Annotated in this window: 17 protein-coding genes and 1 pseudogene; 12 read left to right on the top strand and 6 right to left on the bottom strand. The window is 44.0% G+C overall.

The features are described 5' to 3' along the window. Window positions 1-67 precede the first annotated feature (67 nt). The 9 genes and pseudogenes from FNY66_RS10825 (at window position 68) to FNY66_RS10860 (ending at window position 14,959) form a co-directional block, all read left to right on the top strand. Window positions 68-3,310 carry an HD domain-containing protein gene (locus FNY66_RS10825; RefSeq protein ID WP_150311158.1) on the top strand — a complete coding sequence of 1,081 codons (3,243 nt, stop codon included), beginning with the start codon at window positions 68-70 and terminating at the stop codon, window positions 3,308-3,310. 228 nt (window positions 3,311-3,538) lie between these two features. Further along, a complete protein-coding gene (locus FNY66_RS10830) occupies window positions 3,539-5,623 on the top strand; it encodes a type IA DNA topoisomerase (protein ID WP_150311159.1) in 2,085 nt (694 codons plus the stop codon). Then, a complete protein-coding gene (locus FNY66_RS10835) occupies window positions 5,620-6,219 on the top strand; it encodes a YodL domain-containing protein (RefSeq protein ID WP_150311160.1) in 600 nt (199 codons plus the stop codon). Before FNY66_RS10830 ends, FNY66_RS10835 begins: the two co-directional genes overlap by 4 nt. Next, window positions 6,219-6,431, top strand: a complete 213-nt coding sequence (locus tag FNY66_RS10840; protein WP_324613919.1) for a transposon-transfer assisting family protein — start codon at window positions 6,219-6,221, stop codon at window positions 6,429-6,431. The genes FNY66_RS10835 and FNY66_RS10840 overlap by 1 nt, the downstream gene beginning before the upstream one ends. A gap of 792 nt (window positions 6,432-7,223) precedes the next feature. Then, window positions 7,224-7,571: a TnpV protein gene (locus FNY66_RS15790; RefSeq protein ID WP_324613922.1), complete on the top strand. Its 348-nt coding sequence runs from the start codon at window positions 7,224-7,226 to the stop codon at window positions 7,569-7,571. A gap of 50 nt (window positions 7,572-7,621) precedes the next feature. Beyond that, window positions 7,622-12,619: pseudogene (locus FNY66_RS16165) on the top strand (SNF2-related protein); the annotation flags it as partial. Next, complete coding sequence (locus FNY66_RS10850; protein WP_150311163.1) at window positions 12,619-12,951, top strand: plasmid mobilization protein; 333 nt, start codon at window positions 12,619-12,621, stop codon at window positions 12,949-12,951. The pseudogene FNY66_RS16165 and the gene FNY66_RS10850, both read left to right, overlap by 1 nt. 165 nt (window positions 12,952-13,116) lie before the next feature. Then, window positions 13,117-13,413 (top strand): hypothetical protein, encoded by a 297-nt coding sequence (locus tag FNY66_RS10855; protein ID WP_150311164.1) that lies wholly within the window; start codon window positions 13,117-13,119, stop codon window positions 13,411-13,413. A gap of 121 nt (window positions 13,414-13,534) precedes the next feature. After that, window positions 13,535-14,959 (top strand): relaxase/mobilization nuclease domain-containing protein, encoded by a 1,425-nt coding sequence (locus FNY66_RS10860; RefSeq protein ID WP_150311165.1) that lies wholly within the window; start codon window positions 13,535-13,537, stop codon window positions 14,957-14,959. A gap of 270 nt (window positions 14,960-15,229) precedes the next feature. On the opposite strand, the gene FNY66_RS10865 is transcribed toward FNY66_RS10860, so the two are convergent. After that, entirely contained in the window at window positions 15,230-15,454 is a 225-nt protein-coding gene (locus FNY66_RS10865) for a helix-turn-helix domain-containing protein (RefSeq protein ID WP_150311166.1), read from the bottom strand. Window positions 15,455-15,635: 181 nt separating this feature from the next. On the opposite strand from FNY66_RS10865, the gene FNY66_RS10870 reads away from it, so the two are divergent. Together FNY66_RS10870 and FNY66_RS10875 are read left to right on the top strand one after the other, a co-directional pair. Then, complete coding sequence (locus FNY66_RS10870) at window positions 15,636-16,133, top strand: CFI-box-CTERM domain-containing protein (protein WP_150311167.1); 498 nt, start codon at window positions 15,636-15,638, stop codon at window positions 16,131-16,133. Window positions 16,134-16,198: 65 nt separating this feature from the next. Further along, window positions 16,199-17,956 (top strand): tetratricopeptide repeat protein, encoded by a 1,758-nt coding sequence (locus tag FNY66_RS10875; protein WP_150311168.1) that lies wholly within the window; start codon window positions 16,199-16,201, stop codon window positions 17,954-17,956. 132 nt (window positions 17,957-18,088) lie between these two features. On the opposite strand, the gene FNY66_RS10880 is transcribed toward FNY66_RS10875, so the two are convergent. The 4 genes from FNY66_RS10880 to FNY66_RS10895 form a co-directional block, all read right to left on the bottom strand. Continuing rightward, entirely contained in the window at window positions 18,089-18,991 is a 903-nt protein-coding gene (locus tag FNY66_RS10880; protein ID WP_150311169.1) for a DUF6551 family protein, read from the bottom strand. Continuing rightward, complete coding sequence (locus FNY66_RS10885; protein WP_150311170.1) at window positions 18,992-20,056, bottom strand: ParB N-terminal domain-containing protein; 1,065 nt, start codon at window positions 20,054-20,056, stop codon at window positions 18,992-18,994. 258 nt (window positions 20,057-20,314) lie between these two features. Next, window positions 20,315-21,004 (bottom strand): integrase, encoded by a 690-nt coding sequence (locus tag FNY66_RS10890; protein ID WP_229409503.1) that lies wholly within the window; start codon window positions 21,002-21,004, stop codon window positions 20,315-20,317. Then, window positions 20,964-22,853, bottom strand: coding sequence for a recombinase family protein (locus tag FNY66_RS10895; protein ID WP_150311171.1), 1,890 nt, complete (start codon window positions 22,851-22,853; stop codon window positions 20,964-20,966). The genes FNY66_RS10890 and FNY66_RS10895 overlap by 41 nt, the downstream gene beginning before the upstream one ends. Window positions 22,854-23,039: 186 nt before the next feature. Between FNY66_RS10895 and FNY66_RS10900 the strand changes: the two genes are divergently transcribed. Continuing rightward, on the top strand, window positions 23,040-23,405 hold the full coding sequence (locus FNY66_RS10900; RefSeq protein ID WP_150311172.1) for a helix-turn-helix domain-containing protein: 366 nt from the start codon (window positions 23,040-23,042) through the stop codon (window positions 23,403-23,405). Here FNY66_RS10900 and FNY66_RS10905 read toward each other — a convergent pair. After that, window positions 23,372-23,680: a helix-turn-helix domain-containing protein gene (locus FNY66_RS10905; RefSeq protein ID WP_190324833.1), complete on the bottom strand. Its 309-nt coding sequence runs from the start codon at window positions 23,678-23,680 to the stop codon at window positions 23,372-23,374. The two genes, FNY66_RS10900 and FNY66_RS10905, sit on opposite strands and share 34 nt — an antisense overlap. Window positions 23,681-23,827: the final 147 nt, after the last annotated feature.

A 23,827-nucleotide genomic window follows, 5' to 3' on the forward strand; every position in this document is an offset into this window, starting at 1 on the left:
ATAGAGACCTATGTTGTTTACAGTCAGACGTTCTGATATAATTTGACATATACGGAGGCGTGAGAATATGGGATTTAGAGATGAAAAGCTGTGGACAATACTGAAGACAAAAGCAGAGGAGGAAGAAGAACGCTGCGGAGAACGGGAGAATAAGGATAATTACCTGAAAGCGGTTGCAGACATTTGCCAGTATGGCGTGGACCGCGCAAAAACGATCCGGGATACATTTCCCTTTTATACTCTCCATGACGAAGTCCATATCTGTAATGTCATGCGCCTGATGGCGGAACTGCTGGGCGACGGGCTCAGCTTTCTGACCCGGGATGAGGCGGCGCTGCTGGTGATGGCTGCGTGCTGCCATGATATTGGTATGAGCTACACTGAGGGCGAAAAGAAAGAACTGCTGAATAATAAAGATCCTGTGAGGCGTTATCTGGATAAGAATCCTTCGGAATACATGAAAGCATATGCCGCAGGCAGGGAAGAGCCGGATCTGTCGGATGAAATAAAGATGAATTTCTTCCGCAATATCCACCACGAAAGAATCAGAGAACTGCTGCAGAAAAAAGAATGGCCGAGAGCGCTGAGAGGAAGAATTGACAAAGAGGATCTGATTCGGGTATGTAGAAGTCACGGCGAAGAGGTCAGCGAGCTTACTGCCTTGGATCCGGTCCATTCTCTGGACAGGAGATTCTGCGCAATCCTGCTCCGTCTTGCGGATATCCTTGATTTTAATGACAGCAGGGCGCCTCAGGCAATCTATGAATATAATGAATTTGACGAAAGAACCTCTTACAGCGAACAGTACAGTGAGGAAGAATGGGAAAAACATCTTTCCTCCTCCGGATTTCGTTTTGAAAGCGTGGCGGATCGCTCTTATCCTTACCCGTTGGACTACACGGCAGAATGCCGTTCAATTCAGATTGAGCAGAAAGTAAAATGCTATCTGGACTGGGTTGACCGGGAGCTAGATGACTGTAGCAAAGTGATCCGCAGATTTGCAGGAAGATGGAACGATTTTGTACTTCCAGCAAAGGTGGAACGCCATATTCAGTCAGATGGGTATTTATCTGGACAGTACCGTATTACGCTTGACCAGGACCAGGTGATGGAATTATTCGTCGGTGAGAATCTGTACAGTGATCCTGCAGTATTTGTAAGGGAACTGATCCAGAATGCGATTGATGCCGTCAGGACGAGAAAGCAGTTGGATCGTTCTTTGCCGTCTGATTGGACGGGACAGATCAACATAAGGACATGGAGCGAGCGAGGATATCATTGGTTCCGTATTGAGGACAACGGGATTGGGATGACGGAGGAGATTATCAGGAATTATTTTCTGAAAGTAGGACGCTCCTACTATAATTCAGATGAATTCCGGCAGGAAAAACACCGGTGTAAAGCAGATCCAGATTACACTCCTGTGAGCAGGTTCGGGATCGGAATTCTCTCTTGTTTTATGGGAGATAAAAAGACAAATCAAGTGGAAGTGAGCACCAAGCATTTCAGTGAAAACGGAATTTACTATCCAGCACTGAGGCTGAGTATGCATGGCATCAACGGTTATTATTATATGACAGATCAGGAGAAAGGACATAGGGCGGAACCTATGCCGGGGGTAACGGAGGAAGAAAAGACGCCCTATCACACTGAACCGGGCACGATTATTGCCGTCCGAACAAATCTCTATCAGACTGGAAAGTACAGAGGATTTCGGGAGATCATCGATCAGTATGTCCTGTGTCCGGAAGTGCCGATCCATTTTGAAAGTGTGGAAGAAGGCAGTTATGACTATCTTACAGAGAAAGAGTTTATGGATAGAATCCATAGACTGAAGAAAGCGGAAGGAACAGACGAGAACGGTGGATTCGAATTTTTACTTTCCGATGAGGATATGAAGACTTTGTCTGAAAGAGTACCGGGATTGACCTGCAGGAAAAGACCGGGAGTCATTATTCGCTGTGTAGCATTAGATGATTATATGCAGTCCCCATATTTGACAGGGGCTACTCTGTATGCAGAAGCGATTGGAGAGTTCGAGCCGCTTAAGGTGACGCTAGGTGCGATTCATACAAAAGTAAAGGTTGTACCAGGAATCATGAATGTCCCTGGTACTCCAGCTACACTTTGTTGCAAAATCTCTTTATGTTTTTCCGAGGAAATAGAGGAACAGATAAAAGCAATTGTAGAAAGTAATTTTCCTGGAATAACTTTTGAACGGTGGAAAGGAGATCACGAATACGACCTTAGAATAATGAAAGTGACAGATTTAAGTGACAGGCTTACATTAGCCAGATACAGGCAATTAAAGGAACCTCTGTGTTTCAGGAATGTGGATTTACAATACGTACAGCAAAGACTGGAAGATTCCGTAGCCATTTTACCTGGAAATATAATTGAGGGGTTCAATAGAGAAGTATTTATCCTTTCCCATAATGGGATCATTTGTTATAAAAATATAAGGGGCATTTATAAATCGTCTTATCTGGATGATCCGGAAATCGGCAGTAGATTTTTAAGTATTATTATGTTGAAAGATAAGTATCGGCCTATGATAAATCTCTCGCGGAATAATATAGAGCAACTGAATCTTGAGACTGCATGTGCACTTAGGATTTTTGATAAAATAGTATCATATGGTGTACTCGAAGACGACATATATCAGATGATAAATAAAAATTGCAGTTATTTACCTATGAAGAACTATCTGCAGATGCTAGCAGATTATCCGGAATGGGAAAGGGTGCTTATATTTAACTCTGAAGCAGGAAAAATAACAGCAGAAGAATTAGAGCGTGTTATTGATGAAAAAGGAATTTGTGTTTTAAATTTTCTGTGTATACGTTCGCAAAGAAATCTCTATTCAGAATTATGCTTTGCATATTTAAAAAACAACTATACTCTGTATTTAAATTGTGAAAAAGCTGAACATTCCGTTTTCTATCTGGAAAGATTTACAGTTGTAAAGAAACAAGTCGGGGATGAAAGTGATGCTGCAGTGTTTCCACCGTCGTTTTGCTTTGAATTTTCAGAGGATGGACCAAACTATGATATGGTAAAAAATTGTATAAAAATTAAGACACATTGTAATAAAGAACATCGACTGGTAAAATTCCTGGAGAAAAACAGCAAGATTTTAGAGGATAAGGTTCCCGGACTCTGGCATAAAATGCTGAGCTTTTTAATGAATGAATACGGAACTACCTTGGTTCGGGATGTCAATCTTATACTGAATGATCTGAGAAAGATTACAGACTTGGAAATCCCCATACCGGATAGTCTGTTTTTGTCAGAGGCTGATGTGATTTAAGAATGATATGTTTAGTATATTTCTCTAGGATAACTGCAAATTTGAATGATACCAGCGGGTTATAAGCATCGGAGGGAAGAGCAATCTTTTATATAAAAGTGTAAAAATATTGGGAAAAGGATACAGAGCTAAAAAATAATTGTAATTTACATAATAAACAGTTTTATACCTTGCAGGAGGTATAAGGCTGTTTTATTATGCTCAAAAATACGAAAGGAGTGACCAACCGTGCCTAAACTTGTAATTACCGAGAAGCCCTCAGTGGCACAATCTATTGCAAAAGTCTTATCCGCAACAAAACGTTGTAACGGCTATCTCGAAGGAAACGGCTATCTCGTCAGTTGGTGCATCGGACATCTGGTAGAGCTTGCTCCACCAGATTATTATGACGAACGCTATGGAAAATGGAAAAAGGAAGATCTTCCGATCCTTCCTGCCAACTGGAAGTATACCGTATCCCCCGGCACGAAAAAGCAGTTCAACATTTTAAAAGAGCTGATGAACCGAGACGATGTGGACAGTCTGATCTGTGCTACTGACGCCGGACGGGAGGGGGAACTGATCTTCCGGCTTGTGTATCATCAGTGCAGATGCAGGAAGCCTTTTGAACGTCTGTGGATTTCTTCGCTGGAAGACAGTGCGATCCGGGAGGGATTCCGGCATCTGAAACCGGGAATTGAATATGATGCTTTATATGAAGCAGCTTTATGCCGGGAGCGTTCCGACTGGATTGTGGGAATCAACGCTACCCGGCTTTTTTCTGTCCTGTACGGAAATACACTGAACATAGGACGTGTCATGTCCCCGACACTTGCGCTGACTGTTATGCGGGAAGCGGCGATTGCAGCGTTCATCTCCGAACCGTTTTATACGGTGAAGATTCAGATGGATGGATTCACAGCGTCCAGTGAGCGGATCAAATCAAAGGAAGAAGCAGAAAAACTGGCGGCTGACTGTAAAGAAGCGTCTGCTGTTGTGACAAAAGTGGAACGGAAGAATCGTAAGGAAAAGCCTCCGCTGCTCTATGATCTGACGACGCTTCAGAGAGAAGCAAACAAGATCATGGGATACACGGCACAGCAGACCTTGGATTATACTCAGAGTCTTTATGAGAAAAAGATGGTGACGTATCCCCGGACAGACAGCCGGTATCTGACGGAAGATATGGCTGCCCTGATTCCGGATCTGGTGCAGAAGACGGTGAAAAAGTTCTTTGTCAGTGACGAAACTGTACCAGTCCGGACAGGGCAGGTTATCAATAATAAGAAAGTAACAGATCATCATGCCATTATTCCTACGAAAACGGCTGCTGAAACAGATTTGACTGCACTTCCGGCCGGAGAGCGGGCTGTGCTTGAGCTGATCGCGCGCAGGCTTGTGTGCGCTGTCGGAATCCCTTGTGAATCTGATGAGACGGCGGTGGAGCTGAGCTGTGCAGATGCAGTATTCAAGGCGAAAGGCAGCATAGTTACCGAGCCGGGATGGAAAGCCTTTATTTCCGGTGTAGAGAGCGGAAATGAAGATAAGGAAGAGGATGCTTCGTCTATCCCTGATATTCAGAATGGAATGGAGCTAACGGTGAGAGAAGCTGTCTGCAAAGAAGGAAAGACTGTACCGCCGAAACACTATACCGAAGCCACGCTCCTGCAGGCGATGGAGAATGCCGGTGCAGAAGAAATGCCGGAAGATGCGGAAAGAAAAGGACTTGGCACTCCGGCGACCCGCGCGGGGATTATTGAAAAACTGGTGCGGACCGAATTTCTTGAGAGGACGGGGAGCAAGAAGACAAAGTATCTGATTCCTACTCAGAAAGGCACGGCGTTGGTTACAATTCTCCCGGAGCAGATTCAGTCTGCATCTATGACTGCAGAGTGGGAAGAAAAGCTGTTAGAGATTGAGCGTGGTGAGTACAGTGGCGACGCATTTATGGGAGAGATCGAGGCTATGATATCCGATCTGGTGAAGAACTATCAGATTGTGCCAGATGCAGAAATCCTTATGCCAAAACAGAAAAGTCAGAAAATCGGGAAATGCCCTGTGTGTGGGAATGATGTTATTGAGGGAGCGAAAGGCTGGTTCTGCGCAAACCGATCCTGCCCGTTCGCCTTATGGAAACAGAACCGCTATTTTGAAAGCATCGGCAAAAAACTCACTGCTTCTATGGCGGAAAAACTTCTGGCAAATGGAAAGGTGCGGATGAAAGGCTGTAAATCTGCAAAGACAGGGAAAACCTTTGACGCGGTATTGATTCTGGAGACAGATGCATATGGAAAAGCACGGTTTCGTCTGGATTTTGAGGGAGGAAAGAAATGAACAGGATTGAGAAATGGAATGAGATTACAGGTGCAGAGCAGGAACAGGGTATGATGGAAGCTTTTCTGGAAAGCAGAACAGACAGTTATGCGATCCTTCAGCTCCGTGATATTGATGAAACCAGACAGGAACGTTTCGCTTCGTTGGATTATCTGCACAGGCAGGGGAAAGAACCTCACATTGACCATTATGAGATCATGTATACGGCTGATCTTCCGACATTTACAGACAGGGATACTATGCTTGAGTCTCTTTATACAAAGTTTAACATTGATCATCCGGCGGATTTTACCGGGCACAGCCTGTCTGTCAGCGACATCGTGGCATTGAAGACGGGCGGCGTGGTATCCTGTCATTATGTGGATTCCGTGGGATTTACGGAGCTGAAGGATTTCTTACGAGAAGGAAACCATCTGAAAAATGCAGAAATGACACTGGAAGATGATTACGGAATGATCGACGGCATTATCAACAATGGTAAGGCAGGGGCAGAAAGAGAGCGCCCGTCTGTACTGGAAAAGCTGAAAGCAGCTTCCGATACAGAGCATGGTCTGCCGGTTCATTTTGGAAGAACAGAGGAAAGGGAACTGGAATAATGGATTTCACACAGGAGGAACGTATGCTGATGATGATTTATAATCCCGGAAGTCGGGAGAAATTAGTGGTAGAACTGGAAACAATGAAGGGGCAGCTTCGCCCCGAAGAGAGACGGCTTCTGCGTTTGACAGATACCGTGATCGGTAAGCTCCGGAAAATAACGGATGAAGAGTTTGACCGGATTGATTTGTACCCTGATGTAGAAGAGTAAACCAAATGGAGGCATAAATGTCAAAACTTCTGTATTTTTCAGCTCTGGCGGAACATTCGGCAGAGCAGCTCACAAAAAGCCGGGAACAGTGGACTGCCTTTCTTACCACTGTTGCCCGGCTTTATAAGTACCCCTATTACGATCAGCTTTTGATCCATGCACAGCGGCCGCAGGCGACAGCCTGTGCAGAATATGACTTCTGGCGGAATCGGATGAACCGTTATGTGAAACGTGGTTCTCATGGAATCGGCCTCATAGATGTGTCGGGAATGAAACCGCGGCTTCATTATGTATTCGACGTGGCAGATACAGGAGAACGCGCGGATTCCAGACCTGTGCAGTTGTGGAAGATGGAGGAAGCGCACAGGAAGCCGATAGAGGCGGCACTGGAGTACCGGTTCGGAACAGATGCAGAGCTTGGACTTGCACAACAGATCAGCATGATCACGGACAGGCTTGCGTTGGATTACTGGTCAAACTGCGGAAAACAGGTGCTCGACATCATTGCAGACAGTTATCTTGAAGGGTATGATGAGAGAAAGATCGAAAATGAATTCCGAATGACGGCATCAGTCAGTGCATCTTATGCACTATACAGTCGTTGTATGGATCATCCCGACGATTATATTGACAAGGAAGATTTCCGAGAGATTTTCGATTTTAATACTGCAGGTACAGTAAATGCACTGGGAACGGCTGTCAGCGAGATTTCCGCAGAAGTATTCCGGGAGATTGAGATCGCCGTCCGAAACTATGAAAAGAGCAGGCAGGAAGAAAGGAGCAGCCGCCATGATGAAAGAACTGACATACACGAAACAGGGAGAGTATTATCTTCCGAATCTGACATTGGGAGAAACGAGAGAGCAGCCTCTGGGCAAATACGGGATGATGCGCAGGAGCTTCCTGCAGGAGAACAAGCCGATTATTTACAACGACCTGATCCTGAAAGGGAAGCTGTTCGACCATCTGCGGGAGATAGAAGAGACAGCGAACCGGAGAATGGAGCAGATGATGAAAGAACTGTTAGAGAAGAATCCGGCTCCCGACAAGAAGACGCATCAGATGGAATGGGTGCAGCATATGAACGCCCTGAAAGCGCAGGCGGAGGAAGTGATCCTGAACGACCTTATCAACAGTTAAGCCTTGATCTGACCCTATCGCCGGAAACTGAGAATATTACAGTGAGAACAGAGGAAGCAGCGAGTGAAGAGCCCGCTGCTTTTTCTGTGGGTAAAGTACAGTCTTCTGATTCCGAACCGGAGGATAGATCGGGTGATCAACAGGAAGAACCACGGAAGGAAGAATCAAAGGAACCTGTATTTTCAGGAGACAGCACGATACCTGAAAACTTTCACATTACGGATGAACATCTCGGTGAGGGTGGAGCAAAGACAAAGTACCGTAGAAATGTGGAAGCAATCCGCGTTCTGCAACAGATTGAAGCAAGTGACAGGTATGCAACACCGGGAGAGCAACAGATCCTTTCCCGGTACGTGGGATGGGGCGGGCTTGCGGATGCGTTTGACAGCAGAAAGGACAATTGGGCGTCAGAATATCAAGAGTTAAGAAACCTACTGTCTGAAGAGGAATACGCTTCTGCCAGAGCATCGACACTCAATGCGCACTATACGAGTCCTGCGGTCATAGGGGCGATCTATGAAGCCGTGGAGCGGATGGGATTTAACCACGGAAATATTTTAGAGCCGTCTATGGGGATCGGAAATTTCTTCGGAATGCTTCCGGAGTCGATGCATGAGAGCAGGCTTTACGGAGTAGAGCTGGATTCTATTACCGGACGGATTGCGAAGCAGCTTTATCCTCTGGCTGATATTACCGTGGCGGGATTCGAGACAACAGACCGCAGGGATTTCTTTGATCTGGCAGTGGGAAATGTGCCGTTCGGCAATTATAAAGTGAGAGATAAAGGCTACGACAGGCTGAATTTTTCTATTCACAATTACTTTTTTGCAAAGACTCTGGATCAGGTACGTCCCGGCGGAATCATTGCCTTTGTGACAAGCCGTTATACGATGGACGCAAAAGATCCGTCTGCAAGAAAGTATCTGGCGCAGAGAGCGGAGCTGTTAGGCGCAATCCGGCTTCCGAACAATGCATTCCGGGCAAATGCGGGAACTGATGTTGTGTCAGATATTCTCTTTTTACAGAAAAGAAATCATCCAGTGGACATCGAGCCGGACTGGGTGCATCTTGGCATGACGCCGGATGGATTTCCCATCAACAGTTATTTTACAGAGCATCCGGAGATGATGTTGGGAGAACTGACATCGGAAAGCACGCAGTACGGAAAAGAGGAATGTACGGTTGTCCCGATTCCGGGAAGGGAACTTTCAGAGCAGCTTCGGGAGGCGGTCGGGCGTCTGTATGGAAGATATCTGGAGCCAGAGCTTGCGAACAGTGAAGCAGATGAAATTTTGCAGGATGTAATACCCGCGGACCCGGATGTAAAAAACTATTCCTATACGGTAGTTGACGGCGAGGTGTATTACAGAGAGAATTCGGCAATGCGCCGGATGGAGCTGAATGATACGGCAAAAGAGCGTGTCAAAGGGATGGTACAGCTCCGTGAGATTGTCGGGGAACTGATGGAGTATCAGTTGGAGGACTATCCGGATGAAATGATCCGGGAAAAGCAGGAAGAACTGAACCGGGCTTATGATGAATTTACCGGGAAATACGGGATTATCAACTCTCGGGGAAATGCACAGGCGTTTTCAGATGATTCCTCTTACTATCTGCTCTGCTCTTTGGAAAACATTGATGAAGACGGCAAGATGGAAAGCAAGGCGGATATGTTTACGAAACGGACGATCCGGCCGGAACGGAAAGTAACTTCCGTAGATACGCCGGAAGAAGCCCTTGCCATTTCTATCGGAGAGCATGGAAAAGTGGATCTGTCGTATATGTCGGAGCTTCTAGGGACACCTGGCGAGTATGACCGGATCACAGGGGAACTGAGTGGCGTAATCTTTAAAGATCCCCTTGCACCAGAAGAGCCGGAGACAGGATGGCAGACGACGGATGAATACCTTTCCGGCGATGTGCGGAGCAAGCTGAGGATCGCACAGATGGCGGCAGAGAAAAATCCGGATTTTTCTGTGAATGTGGAAGCGCTCAGAAAGGCGCAGCCGAAAGATCTGGATGCATCGGAAATAGATGTGCAGCTCGGCGCCACATGGATTGACCGGGACTATATTCAGCAGTTTATGGAAGAGACATTCGATACGCCTTTTTACCTGCAGAGGAATATTCAAGTCAATTTCTCTTCTGCTACAGCAGAGTGGCGGATTACCGGAAAAAGCGCACCCAGTACCCATGACGTCAACGCATATGTCACTTACGGCACAAACCGGGCGAATGCGTATAAGATTCTGGAGGAAACACTCAATCTGAAAGATATCCGTATTTATGACACGTATGAAGACGCCGATGGGAAAAAGAAAAGAGTCCTGAACAAAAAGGAGACGACCCTTGCACAGCAGAAACAGCAGGCAATCAAAGACGCCTTTGCCAACTGGATCTGGCGCGATCCGCAGAGAAGGGAAGAACTTGTAACGCGCTACAACGAGCTTTTCAACTCCACCCGTCCGAGAGAATATGACGGCAGCCATATCCGCTTCGGAGGGATGAATCCGGACATTAAGCTCCGCCTTCATCAGTTAAATGCTATTGCCCATGTGCTTTACGGCGGAAATACGCTGCTTGCCCATGAAGTGGGTGCAGGGAAGACATTTGAGATGGCGGCTTCCGCAATGGAATCGAAGCGGTTGGGGCTGTGCCAGAAGAGTATGTTTGTCGTGCCGAATCATCTGACGCTCCAGTGGGCAAATGAATTTCTGCGGCTGTATCCGGGTGCAAAGCTGCTTGTCGCGACGAAAAAGGATTTCGAGACTGCCAGAAGGAAAAAGTTCTGCGCCCGGATCGCCACAGGGGATTATGATGCAGTCATTATCGGGCACTCACAGTTTGAGAAAATCCCGATTTCCGCAGAACGTCAGGAGCGGCTCTTACAGGAGCAGATCGACGATATTGAGGACGCGATCGCTGAATTAAAATACAGTAAGGGCGAGACATTTACCATTAAACAGATGGAAAAGACGAGAAAAACGCTGCAGACCCGGTTGGATAAACTGATGGCAGAAGAGAAGAAAGACGATGTGGTGACATTCGAGCAGTTAGGCGTAGACAGGCTCTTTGTGGATGAGAGCCATGCGTTCAAAAATTTGTTCCTTTATACAAAAATGAGAAACGTAGCAGGGCTTTCCACCTCAGAAGCACAGAAGTCTTCCGATATGTTTATGAAGTGCAGATATATGGATGAGATCACCGGAGGGCGGGGGATCGTTTTTGCCACGGGAACGCCGGTGAGCAATTCCATGTCAGAGCTTTATACGGTGATGCGTTATCTTCAATACGGTACACTCCAGAAAATGGGACTGACACATTTTGACTGTTGGGCGTCTACTTTTGGGGAGACGACGACAGCCATCGAGCTTGCACCGGAGGGAACCGGATACAGGGCGAGGACGAGGTTTGCAAAGTTCTTCAATCTTCCGGAGCTGATGAATCTGTTCAAAGAGGTTGCGGATATTAAGACGGCAGATCAGCTCAACCTTCCTGTGCCGGAGGCAAAGTTTGAGACAATTGTGGTGCAGCCGTCAGAGATTCAGAAGGAAATGGTGGCAGAGCTGTCACAGAGAGCGGCGGATGTTCACAGCGGTTCGGTTGATCCGAGCATCGACAATATGCTGCGTATCACTTCTGACGGACGCAAGATCGGGCTTGACCAGAGACTGATGAATCCGCTTCTTCCGGATGATCCGGGAAGCAAGCTGAATGCCTGTGTAGAAAATGTACTGCGAATATGGGAGGAAAGAAAAGCCGACCGTCTGACGCAGCTTCTTTTCTGTGATCTGTCTACGCCGAAGAATGACGGCAGCTTCAATGTCTATGATGATATCCGGGACAAACTGGAAAAAGCAGGAGTGCCCACGGAAGAGATCGCTTATGTCCATGATGCGAATACGGAGACAAAGAAGAAAGAACTGTTCGCGAAAGTCCGGATAGGACAGGTGCGGGTGCTTATGGGAAGCACACAGAAAATGGGTGCGGGGACGAACGTACAGGACCGATTAGTTGCAGTTCATCATCTTGATGTGGGGTGGCGTCCGTCCGATATGACACAGAGGAACGGTCGTATCATCCGGCAGGGAAACCGGAACAAAGAAGTACAGGTCTATAATTACGTGACAGAGGGAACATTTGATGCTTATTTGTTTCAGACACTGGAGAATAAACAGCGGTTCATCAGCCAGATTATGACAAGTAAAAGTCCGGTTCGTTCCTGTGAGGATGTGGATGAACAGGCTCTTTCCTATGCTGAGATCAAAGCGCTCTGTGCGGGGAACCCGTTGATTAAAGAAAAAATGGATCTGGACGTAGACGTGGCAAGACTGAAAGTTCTGAGAGCTGACCATATGAGTCAGCAGTACCGTCTGGAAGATCAGCTTCTCAAATATTTTCCCGCCGAGATCAAAAGTCAGGAGAGCCTGATCCGGGGGATGGAAGCAGATATGCGTACAGCAGCATCCCATCCGCAGGTGAAAGACGGATTCTGCGGGATAGAGATAATGGGAAAAAGTTATGCGGAAAAAGAAGCGGCAGGAGAAGCAATTCTTGCTGCCTGTAAAGGGATGAAAAGCACAGACTCTCTGCAGATCGGTTCGTACCGTGGATTTTCTGTAGAGCTTACGTTTGACAGTTTTAGTAAAGATTTTTCTGCTGTGCTGAAAGGCGCGGTGAGCCATAAGGCTGTGTTGGGAACAGATGCGAGAGGAAATATTACGAGAATGGATAACGTTCTGTCTAATATTTCTGCCCGAATGGAACGGGCGGAAGAGAAGCTGACGGATTTAGTATCACAGCAGGAATCGGCAAAAGCTGAACTTGGGAAGCCGTTCCCGCAGGAAAAGGAGCTCACAGAGAAAAGCGTACGTCTGGCAGAACTGGATTCTCTGCTGAACATGGAAGAACGCGCAGGCGAACAGAAATGTGAAAGCGTGGATACCGAAAGATGCGGGAAAAGGACTTCCGTGTTGGCACAGCTGAAAGAAAAAGCGGAGACGGTACAGCCTCAGAGCCGCAGGATAGAACGGGAGGAAGTATTGTAATGGAGAAGAGAAACCGGCAGATGCATTTCCGTCTGACTGCAAGCGAGATGGAACGTGTGGAAGCGAAAATGAAAGAACTCGGTATCAAAAGTCTCTGCGCATATCTGAGAAAAATGGCTCTGGACGGGTACTGCGTAAAACTCGATCTGCAGGACGTGAAAGAACTGGTCAGCCTGCTCCGGCGATGCAGCAACAATTTGAATCAGTATGCAAAAAAGGCAAATGAAAACGGGAGCATTTATGAGGCTGATATCAAAGATCTGAGAGTGCGTCTGGATGAAATATGGGATGGTGTGAAAGAAATCCTTGAACGGCTTGCAGGGATTTCGTAAGAGGGAGCAGATGCAGTGCGATGCTGTGTCTGCTACATAACAGATTCACAGCAGAAAAATGTTATATACAATAGTGAAAGAATGTTAAATACTGGGCTTGACATCCTTGTGGAAACAGTTTGGGTATAGTAGAATCAAAACATAGAGGACAGGAGGTGCATAGAGATGATGTGGCTGATAAAATTTCCGTTTCGGCTTTTGGCGATTCCGGTATTTCTGACAGCATGGCTGTTTCTGATTGTAATAAAACTGCTGTCCTATCTCGGGAATCTGGCGGGCGGTCTGGTGATATTGATCGTGGCAGGAGGAATCATTTTCTATATTTATAAAATGCAGTGGACGAACCTCTTCCTGTCAGTCTTGGTCGGAGTTTTGGTTCTGGCTGCGATGTTTTGCGCCACAATCATTGAGATGACGATGGAACGGATCTGCACCGCAATCGGGGATTTTATTCGTTACTAAAAAACAAATATAAAGAATAGATGCATGAGCTGCCAACCGGCGGCTCTTTTTTCTTGTAACGGCAACCGGCAGTCATGCTTGCCGGAGTAGCATTTGTTGGAGAAGGGAGACGTAAACAAGAATGGCAGTGACACGTTTGATTCCACTGCATATTAACAAAGGAAAGACGATAGCGCAGTGTCTTACAGACCGATTGGAGTATGGAAAGAACGGTAGAAAAACAGAAGACGGAAAATATATCAGCTCCTATGAGTGCGATCCTCGGACTGCAGATGAAGAATTCCTTCTTGCAAAACGACAGTATCTTCATATTACCGGGAGAAAGCAGGAGAAGGATGTGATCGCCTATCAGATCAGACAGTCTTTCAAGCCGGGAGAAATCTCGCCCGAGAAAGCGAATGAGATCGGCTATGAACTGGCAAAGCGTTTTACAAAAGAGCGTCATGCATTTATCGTAGCAACCCATACGGACCGGGCGCATATCCACAATCATATTTATTTCAATTCTACATCTCTGGACTGTAAGAGAAAGTTCCGGGATTTCCGTTTTTCATGGAAAGCGCTCAGCCGGATCAGCGACCGTATTTGTCTGGAGCATGGATTATCCATCGTAGAACCGAAGCGCAGAAAAACTAAGAAACAGATCGATCGTCCGAAGCGGCCATCGCTCAGAGACGGTCTTCGCGCTGCCATAGATGCTGCACTGGAAAAGAAGCCGAAAGACTTTGATGAACTGATAAAACTTCTTGAAGCAGACGGTTATGAATTTAAAGATGGGAAACATCCAGCATTCCGCGGAACAGGACAAAAGCGTTTTCTGCGTCTGCGGTCATTGGGGGATGGATACAGCGAAGAAGAGCTTCGGGCAGTTATTTCCGGAAAAGCCGAATCAAGAAGAAAAGAGAAAAAGCCGCAATGCCGAATTAAGCCGGGGCTGAATCTTTTGATTGATATTCAGGAGAAGTTGAAGCAGGGGAAAGGTGCAGGATATGAGAGGTGGGCAAAAGTCTTTAATCTGAAACAGATGGCGCAGGTCATGTGCTTTCTGCAGGAGAACGGACTGACGAGCTATGAAGAACTGTCAAAGAAGACAGATGAAATGACGGCACGTTTCAATCAGCTTTCGGAGATGATTAAAATATCAGAAAAACGTCTTGCAGAGATTGCTGTGTTAAGGACACATATCATAAATTATTCTAAGACGAGAAATGTTTATGTAGCATATCGGAAAGCAGGGTACAGCAGAAAGTTTTATGAGGCGCACCGGGAAGAGATCATGCTTCATAAAGCTGCGAAAGAGGCATTCAATCAACTGAATGTGAAAAAGATTCCTCGGGTGAAAGAGCTGAATATGGAGTATGCAGAAGTGATGGAGCAGAAGAAAGCCGCATATACAGAGTATCGCTCTGTGAGAAAGGAAATGCAGGATTATGTGATCGCAAGAAAGACTGCAGCGACAATACTGGAGATCGACCTCGAAGCCAAAGTTCGGAAAAGGCAGGAGCAGGAAAAAGAAAAAGATACGAAAAGGGATACCGGCAGGTAAGATGAACCGGAGCAGATGTCATGGAAATGTATGACGTCTGCTCCGGTCTTTTTCTTTGTGCCTGCGGCGGAAAAGCGTTCGGAACGAACGCGCAGCCATCATCGGAGATGATGAATATGAGGGGCTTGGGGAGACTTCACCAACAAGCAGAATGACGGAAAGACGCCGGAGGGCGGTGAACGGAATGAGCAGAGTGGTACCACTCTGCCCTGCTTGCTAAGTTGTGAAAATCTGAACATCAAGAATTTGGGTATCTAAGGAATAGTACTTTCATATCTTTCTCGGATAGGGTTTCTTTTCGTTTGTAAGTCCAACTATATAATCTATACTGACATTATATAACAGCGAAAGTTGTATTAACATATCGACAGGAATTTGTCGTGTTCCTTTTTCATATCTTCTATATACTTCACGCTGACAACCTAGATATTCAGCAATCTCGGCTTGAGTTTGATCATTATCAATTCTTAAGTCTTCTAAACGATGAAATTGCATTATATCACCTCTTCGAAATGCTATCATATAGTTGCTTTTCAAAAGTGGATATGCTACCATATGGTTGTATTATGTGCGCTAGAAATTGAAAAAATTAGCAAAAAAGTAAGTAAGAATAATGCGCCTAGAGAACGGGAAATGATGAGTGCCACAAAGTAATATTGTGAAGGAGGAAATGAAAATGTCGACGGATTATTATTGTAAATGTAAGGATTGTGAATATATTGATCCGACTGAGAAATATGGATATAAGTGGTATTGTACCTATCGAAAAACATATGAAGATCCAGATGAAGTAAAAGAATGTAGATATTATAAACAACGTGGCAGTGGTAGTGGGGGATGTTTTCTCACAACAGTTTGTTGTGAAGAAAAAGGCCTTCCAGACGATTGTTATGAGTTGACAATGATGCGAAAGTATAGAGATGAGATATTGAAAAAAACGGTTTTGGGTGAAAAGATTATCAAATTCTATTATAATGAAGCCCCTCGTATAGTGCAGCAAATAAAAGGATCTGATAAAAGGGAAGAAATATGTACATGGATATATAATGAAATTCGGAAAGTGATACATGATTATGAAAATGGAAATCTGAATGAAGCAGGTAGTAGGTATTTATTTATGATGTATCAGGCAGATTTAGTATCTGCAAATAGCAATAAGTTATTCATAGATTGAATATTTATTATAAAATCTTGGTTTGAATTAAGTAATATAATTGACTATTTTAAGGGGAATGTACGATGAATAAAGATATTTTATTAAATAATGACTTACCGATAGTAACAGAATACGATAAAGTATACGAAACAGCGAATTTAGACGATGTAATAGCCGAAGTTAACAAAAATAATCCTACGGCAATGTATGAACTGGCTAGAAGGTATCAATTCGGAGAGTCAGGAGCAGAAAAAAATACGAGTAAAGCTATGGAGTTATATAAAAAAATTCTTCAATACCAACGAAATACTTGTGCAATGTATAGGCTGGCATATGCATATTTAGATGAAGAATTCGGAGAAGATCAGCGTGAAGAAGGTATAGGGTATTATGAAGCAGCAGTAGAATTGGGCGATGCAGATGCGGCGGTTCAGTTAGGAATTATGTATGAGTTTGGTGACTTAATCGAACAGGATTATGAAAAAGCACTTAAACTGTACGAATTTTCTGTAGAACATGGACGTTCAGATGTTTATTATAATATTGGAGAAATTTATAGACATAAAGGGATGTGGGCACAGGCAATAGAGAGTTATGAAAAAGCCATTAATGCAGGTGCTTTGCAGGCGGCATTACCATTAGGCACATTTTATGAACAAGGAATCGGTGTTGAAGAAAATGCAGAAAAAGCTTTTGAGCTATACAGCTTAGCGCACTCTGATGAAGATCCTGATCCAAATAGTGCTTTTTTCTTGGGAACAATGTATTATCTAGGGAAAGGAACTGAGGAAAACGAAGCTAAAGCATTCCAATTATTAAAGGAGGCATCGGACCAAAATGATGAGAGAGCAAATTTATTTTTAGGAGATTTGTATAGAAGGGGTGTACCTGATTATGTAGAAAAAGACTTGAACAAGGCAATGAAATGTTTATCTCAAGTTGATGTATCACAAGAACCGACTGCATGGTATATAAAAGGATTGATATACTTAGAACAAAATGATGATCAAGCTGTTGAATGTTTGAGGCGAGCAGCAGATGGCGGCAATGATAATGCTAAGCAGATGTTGGAGCTATTTACAGGAGAAGATATCGACATAATTGAGAATGAGATCCCTGATCTGGTAAAAGATGCAATAAGAGGAAATGAAAAATCTTGTATGTGCTTGGCAGTAATTTATATGGGGGATTCATCATTTGGACCGGATTTCTATAATTTTGAAAAAATGAAATTCTGGACAAATAGATGCTTAAGTCTACATACGTCAAAAGGTGATTTATACTATGCCGAATGTTTATCCAGATGGGCAAAAGTACGGAGAAAGAATCGAATTTATGACAGCGATGTTCTTAGCGACTTACAAAAATCAAATGAAATGCTGTTGCAATTAAAAGATTCTGGAGAATGTAATATTGATGAAATTAACGAGATTTATTATCAGAATGAGTGGGAAATGGGTTGGGTTATTTGTTATTCTGATTTAAAGGATGCCGCTAATTTATCGAAAGCGTACAGTTATTTTGAAGATGTATGTAAAAATTATCTATGTTCAGATGCTCTACATGGAATGGCGGTAGTGTCTTTATTTAAAGATGATACATTCGGGTTTGCTCAGTATACGGCAAAAGCATTGGAGTATGATAAATGGTTAGATAATGAAATGTATGCAAACTGTCTACACAATATGGGAGGAATTTTTTTGGCGCAGACAAATTCAAAGGATAATTTGGAAAATGCATATCAACATTTTTCTAAGGCAGCTGAATTGGGATATGAAGATTCAAAAAAAGAATTATCACATTTCCATAGAACTTTATTTGGAAAGCTGAAGTATGATTAAAGGGTAAAAAATAGTCGGAACTTTGGTTTTTAAAGTAAAATTTATATTAAAGAGCAGTGGAAATAGACAAAATAAAATATTTTCACTGCTCTTCTTATGGAGTATTATATAAAGGTTATGAGAAATCCAAGGTTAGATATCCTCTTCGGTAAACATATTCATCTGCTCGCCTGCATCCATCTCCGGCTCTTCCACCATTTCATCACGGTCTGCTTGTATCCCCTCCTGATCAATCCGTCCTTTTCCCACCTTAGTAGTATAAAGAACATTCCACTCCAACGCAGTTGCATGAGTTTTTTTGTTGTAAAAGATCAGCATCGCTTCTGCAAATCCTAGTGATCCGGCTCTGCGTTCATTTGCGGCCCGGACAAGTTCTTTGATAGAGACTCTGCTCAGTTTTTCTTTGAACATATCTTCTTTCAGACTATCGCCATAAGCATAGACCAGACGGGCGAGCCCATTCAGCATATTTGCGCTGAGTGACTGAGTAACTCCTTCCCATGTACCGACCATAAGGCGGAGAACCCGGTCGAGGACGTGATACCCATACCGGTCATAGATGGATTCCAAAGTGGCGACAGCACAGATGTGACCGGGAGCGGATTTAGAAGAAATCTTCAATCCATAGGATTCTACCAGATCACGTATAATTAGCTGTTTATCACTTCCGGCTTCAATATTTGCCATGAATATTTCATAGGGAAGAAGAGGCTTTACATATTTTTGCTGATTGGCAAAGATATCTGCTTCGTGTTCGTATTCCAGATCATCATAAATCATGCACCATACCGGTGTCTCCCGGGAGTTTGATACGAGGGCTACAATCTCGATGGTATGCTGTCCGTTGAATACATAGTTCACACCATCCCGGCGACTGACTTTTACGGGATTGATCTGATATGGATCAAAATGAGCGGCAGCCCTCTGCACGTGTTTGATGGAAATGTTACGCTGATATTCCTGATTGGAAACAAGATTTTTGATCGGGATTTGTTCAAAATGTACTTTTGGAACAAACTGTGATAAATCATCCATTTATTCATTCTCCTTCACTGCATTTAGAAGCGTAGCGGTCGTGCTACTAAGCTGATACAACTGTACTTTAATTCGCTCACGGGCACCGGCTGAGATTAGCTGCAAGTTTGTCATAGATTGTGCACGTTCGATAGAGCTGATCCATGAGGGAATAGTCAGAGCAAGACTGGCGATTTCAGCATCAGGATCATAGCGTGGCATTTCTTTGATTTCAGCCCGGATTGTCTCTGACTGTTTTTGAGGAATCCTAGCTTCTGGATGTTGGCTTCCGGAGCTCCGAGTCTGTAATTCATGCTCAATGTGTGAATACAGGATATGATCCTGTCGGTTGTCAGAAAGATAGCGGTTGAGGCTTCGCAGCTTGTCTTTTGGAAGTTTGGAAACCGCTCTGATATTTGCATAAGACCCTTTGATCTGTTCAGAAAGAATCCTGTGCGCCAGTTCCGGCTCTTTGGTAAAGATTACATCTATGGCATCCGCCATCGTTCCATATTTATACACGGCATGGTGAGAAAAACTGTACCCTTCTGCAATTTTTGCCGCTGCCAGATATCGAGCGCTAAGAAATTTTCCATTTATATTAATTTCTCCGTGTTCCCGGGAAATGACGGCTCTCCCGGCATTGAAATATTTGCCGATCAGATATCGCTGATTGGTTGCTGTAAGGTACTGCTTTTTAAGATGTCGCCTGCAGATCCATATAATAGCGTCTTCCCGGGATGGGAAATTGATTTTTTCAACAGGAAACGGGATATCCCATTTATGGCAAAGATTGTATCTGTAATGCCCGTCAATAATATAATCGTTCCATATCAGAAGAGGATCTCTGCAGCCGTGGTCAACAAGGTTTTCTTCCAGACTGTCATATTGTTCCTGCGGCATATCTGGGGAAAGATTGCCAAATTCAAAATCAATATTCAGGTCACGTAAGGCAATTTTAATCATTTGTCCTGCCCTCCCTTCTGCGTATTGTTTACAGGAATGGAATCCTTCATAGAAAACTGGACGAGATTGCAGGATTCTATCAGCGTTCCATATATGAGATATGTCGCCTTGTCTGTCCATCCGGAACTTGTGGCGCGGAGCGCTTTTAGAAAATCACGGCTGTATAATTCGCAACATTTATGGTGTAGTAATTCATTTTCTGGTATCCGGTGGGAAAGATGATCATATTCGGATGTGCGCTTTACAGCAATTGTCCGCGAATCTGGGTTTACAAGAAGCTGAATATGGGTTGGATTTCCAAGCATTTGTAAGGTGCGCCTGTGAATCCTGATCCGGCTTTTTTTCATATCAATAAAAATGGTCGGTCTGCTTTCAGGTTTATGTGACATTGTTTGTTTTCTCCTGTGAATCAGCATATTTTGGGTGCGTAGGCGCAGATTCGGCGGCTGTGCTCTGAATATCAAAAATGGCGTATCCATCGAATATATTTACCTGCAAAGTCTTTTGATGTTCTTCCATAGAGATGCCAAACTGATTTTTCCAACTCTCGGGGTAGTTTGGTAGCTGAGAGCTCTTTGCATCTCCGGTTTTTACCGTGCGGGGATAGATTTCAGGTGTCTTCAGGTCAAAGATAAAAAGCAGTTCTCCGTTGCTCTGGATCAATTTACCGAGCAGTTTATACCGGTATTGCGGATTCCATCCCATGAGTGAGAAGATTTTTGCATAGAATACGCGGCAGGTGATCTGTTTCGGCCCGCGTTTTTTAGCGTTTTTAGTACACCAACGGAATGAATCTTTTTCTTCCTCTTTGCAGGGGCGGACGGCAAGTCTTTTTTCTTCTGGGTGAACTAAGATCTGTACATATTCTGTTTGGGGCAGCTTCCGTATACAAGCCATGTTCAGATATACCTTGTTGTTGTTAAAAGTAAAGGATGGCTCATGGATATGGGCAAAAAATTCTCCGCGAACTACTTGATAGCCGTCATAGCTGAATGAATTATCCTCAACAATCTCCATAGAGTTATGTTCAGGTGGAGTAAATGTCTGGATATAGTTGTCTGGTGTCATTTGTGATCTCCTGTTTCATATCATGTATAATGGATGAAATCGCCTTTTTCACCTCATCCGGATGAGTTACCTTCAGATCAGATTCTTTATATGGCACACTGGGAAGGCTACTGTTCCAGTCACCCTCTGAAAGACGTATTTGATCATTCTCAAGTTGTTTAGAATAATAGTTTTTGCCGAAATTATTACTCCAACTGACAGGATATCCAATAATGTTTTTATGCGTTTTATCTGACACATTTTCTGGAACAGGAGTTTTATTTGTTTTCTCCTGTTTATCTCCAGAAGAGATGTTTACCTGTGTGTCGTGCAGATCAAATAAAAGAAACGACTCATTTTCTTTTTGAAAAAGTTGCCCGATTATGCGGTATCTCAGCTCTTTTTTCCAGTTAAAAAGGGAAAAAAGTGTTGAGATATATGCCATACACCAAATATTTGCAGGCTGATCATTTGCTGTTGTCCACTGAACTGCATTCCGAGTATCTTTTGTGCAGGGACGGACAGCGAGCAGAAGTTTTCCCGGATGGACAAGCAACTCAACGTATTTCTGCTTTGGAAATTTTTTCAATGAATACGAACTGAATCGGATATAGTTGCCTGCAAATGTGACTGCTGGTTTATCAGGTACGCTGAAAAATTCAGCCCGAGCGACCTCAAACCCTCTCAGATCAAAAGTGCCGTCCGTTACTTCGATTTTTTGGGATTCTGCCGAGACGTCTTTCTCACCACAGACACTTGCCGAGGCAGCACGATAGTCGTCAGCCGTAAATCCTGCCCATCGTGGGTTGATAGAGACATATCCTTTCAGAATTCCGCTTGAGATTACCTGTAATTCAGGAAGAAAGCCTTTGTTCCCATATTTTGCATTACTGATCATCCGTTGTACAGCGATAAAATCATCCCGGGAGATGATTGCCTCGTGATGATCCTTTTGACGGTACTGTGTCCGGTTGAAGCGGTTTTTCTTTGATTTATGGTCGAGGTAACTGGGAGTCCATGTCTTATGCGCAAGAACATCACCGCAATGCCGCTCATTTTGCAGAATTTGAATAATCGAATTTGACGACCAGACGGTATTCCCTTTTTTGGTCCTGCGCTTAAGCTTCGTGAACGTATCCGCGATCTGCTGTGAACTGTATCCGTACAAATACATAAAAAATGCGAGACGGACAGTTTTTGCTTCTTCTTCGTTAATCACCAGATTCCCATCTTCGTCCTGATCGTATCCGAGAAGTGGTGGGGTAAGAAAGATCCCACGTTTAAAACGCATTTCGATAGATGCATTCATAATCTCACTTTTATTGTGGCTTTCCTCTTGCGCAAATGTAGAAATAAATGAAAGGCTCATTTCGCTGTTGCGGTCCAGTGTGTAGATACTTTCTGCTTCAAAAAATACGCCTACAGGAGAAGGAAGTGCTTTCAGTTCCCGGACATATTTAATGCAATCAACGACATTCCGTGCAAAGCGCGAGACGCTCTTTGTTACGATTAGATCAAGTTTCCCCCGTTTGCAGTCTGCGATCATGCGGATAAAGGCGTCCCTGTGTTTTAAAGAGGTGCCTGATATACCTTCATCAGCATAGATTTCAACTAATTTCCACCCGGGGCGGTGTGTGACAAGATCTTCATAATGATTTTTTTGCAGTTCATAGGATGTGGTCTGCCGGGGATCGTCTGTGGATACACGGACATAGGCACCGACTCTCTTTTCACGGGTATCGTCATAGAGGCTTTCCTGTGGTTTCGCGGGAATCACATCTAGTTCATCAGGATTAATGCCTTTATAGCGCTCCCGTATTTTTGCTTTTTGGAGATGCGCATCGTGAATCCTTTCTTCGCTTTCTTTCATAACCTGCTCCTTTGTATTTGCGTTCGGATATAACTATTATATAATTCCCGGAAAATATAAAAAGAAACTGTAAGTGAAAGACTTCACACTCTGTGAAAAACAGTGGAGATAAATTGCAAATTTCCCATATAAAGCAAAAGACATTTCCACCTGCTATGATTAGCGGGGGAAGGAGGTGGAAATGTAATGGAAGTAAATTTTCGATTGATCGGAAGGAGGATTCACGAGATCCGTCAAGATAGCGAACTCTCACAGATGGATTTAGCGGAAAAGGCAGGGCTGTCCGTATCCTATGTCAATATGATTGAAAATGGAAGACGAAGAGTAAGTCTGGATGCACTGATCCGTATTACAAATATCTTAGGAGTAACAGTGGACGAGCTGCTGAACGGGAATCAAATGTATAATCCGACAGAATATCAGACAGACATGGACTTGCTCTTAGCAGACTGCAGTAGCTATGAAAAACGGATTATATATGAAGTGGCAAAAGCGGTCAAGAAAATACTAAGAGACAATTATGAATTGTCGAAAGCATCTACCATGCGGTAAACAGCGTCTTTCTGTTCCGGTGTTAATGATATCCATTTGTCAAATAAGTTTTTTAACTCAGGTGTAAGCTCAACCATTTCGTCTTCAGCGAAAAACTGAGACAAAGTAATACCGAAACCATTGCAGATTGCTTCCAGTGTTGTGATGGATGGCATTGTATTCCGGCGGAAAATGTTAGCCAATGTGGACTCAGACAGACCGCATTTTTTAGAGAGCCGGTATTCTGTCCATCCGCGTTCATTCAGTAATTGCCGAAGTCTTTTGTGTACATCCATGATATCACCCACCTTTTTGTAATTATTTTACCGTTTGATTGAGTGATAATATACAAAATGCTTGTACTGAAAATACCGTTATGTTAAACTGTAAATATCATCCCAGAGCTAGAAAGTATTTATGATTGAATCTGGACTGGTGTGATA

Source organism: Mediterraneibacter catenae, from assembly GCF_008691045.1.
GTDB lineage: Bacteria > Bacillota > Clostridia > Lachnospirales > Lachnospiraceae > Mediterraneibacter > Mediterraneibacter ornithocaccae.

Excerpts from the sequence above, each read along its gene's own strand:
- FNY66_RS10825 (WP_150311158.1), top strand. The coding sequence starts at position 68 with ATGGGATTTAGAGATGAAAAGCTGTGGACAATACTGAAGACAAAAGCA.
- FNY66_RS10835 (WP_150311160.1), top strand. The coding sequence starts at position 5,620 with ATGAACAGGATTGAGAAATGGAATGAGATTACAGGTGCAGAGCAGGAA.
- FNY66_RS10840 (WP_324613919.1), top strand. The coding sequence starts at position 6,219 with ATGGATTTCACACAGGAGGAACGTATGCTGATGATGATTTATAATCCC.
- FNY66_RS15790 (WP_324613922.1), top strand. The coding sequence starts at position 7,224 with ATGAAAGAACTGACATACACGAAACAGGGAGAGTATTATCTTCCGAAT.
- FNY66_RS10850 (WP_150311163.1), top strand. The coding sequence starts at position 12,619 with ATGGAGAAGAGAAACCGGCAGATGCATTTCCGTCTGACTGCAAGCGAG.
- FNY66_RS10855 (WP_150311164.1), top strand. The coding sequence starts at position 13,117 with ATGATGTGGCTGATAAAATTTCCGTTTCGGCTTTTGGCGATTCCGGTA.
- FNY66_RS10860 (WP_150311165.1), top strand. The coding sequence starts at position 13,535 with ATGGCAGTGACACGTTTGATTCCACTGCATATTAACAAAGGAAAGACG.
- FNY66_RS10865 (WP_150311166.1), bottom strand. The coding sequence starts at position 15,454 with ATGCAATTTCATCGTTTAGAAGACTTAAGAATTGATAATGATCAAACT.
- FNY66_RS10870 (WP_150311167.1), top strand. The coding sequence starts at position 15,636 with ATGTCGACGGATTATTATTGTAAATGTAAGGATTGTGAATATATTGAT.
- FNY66_RS10875 (WP_150311168.1), top strand. The coding sequence starts at position 16,199 with ATGAATAAAGATATTTTATTAAATAATGACTTACCGATAGTAACAGAA.
- FNY66_RS10880 (WP_150311169.1), bottom strand. The coding sequence starts at position 18,991 with ATGGATGATTTATCACAGTTTGTTCCAAAAGTACATTTTGAACAAATC.
- FNY66_RS10885 (WP_150311170.1), bottom strand. The coding sequence starts at position 20,056 with ATGGACAGACAAGGCGACATATCTCATATATGGAACGCTGATAGAATC.
- FNY66_RS10890 (WP_229409503.1), bottom strand. The coding sequence starts at position 21,004 with ATGACACCAGACAACTATATCCAGACATTTACTCCACCTGAACATAAC.
- FNY66_RS10895 (WP_150311171.1), bottom strand. The coding sequence starts at position 22,853 with ATGAAAGAAAGCGAAGAAAGGATTCACGATGCGCATCTCCAAAAAGCA.
- FNY66_RS10900 (WP_150311172.1), top strand. The coding sequence starts at position 23,040 with ATGGAAGTAAATTTTCGATTGATCGGAAGGAGGATTCACGAGATCCGT.
- FNY66_RS10905 (WP_190324833.1), bottom strand. The coding sequence starts at position 23,680 with ATGGATGTACACAAAAGACTTCGGCAATTACTGAATGAACGCGGATGG.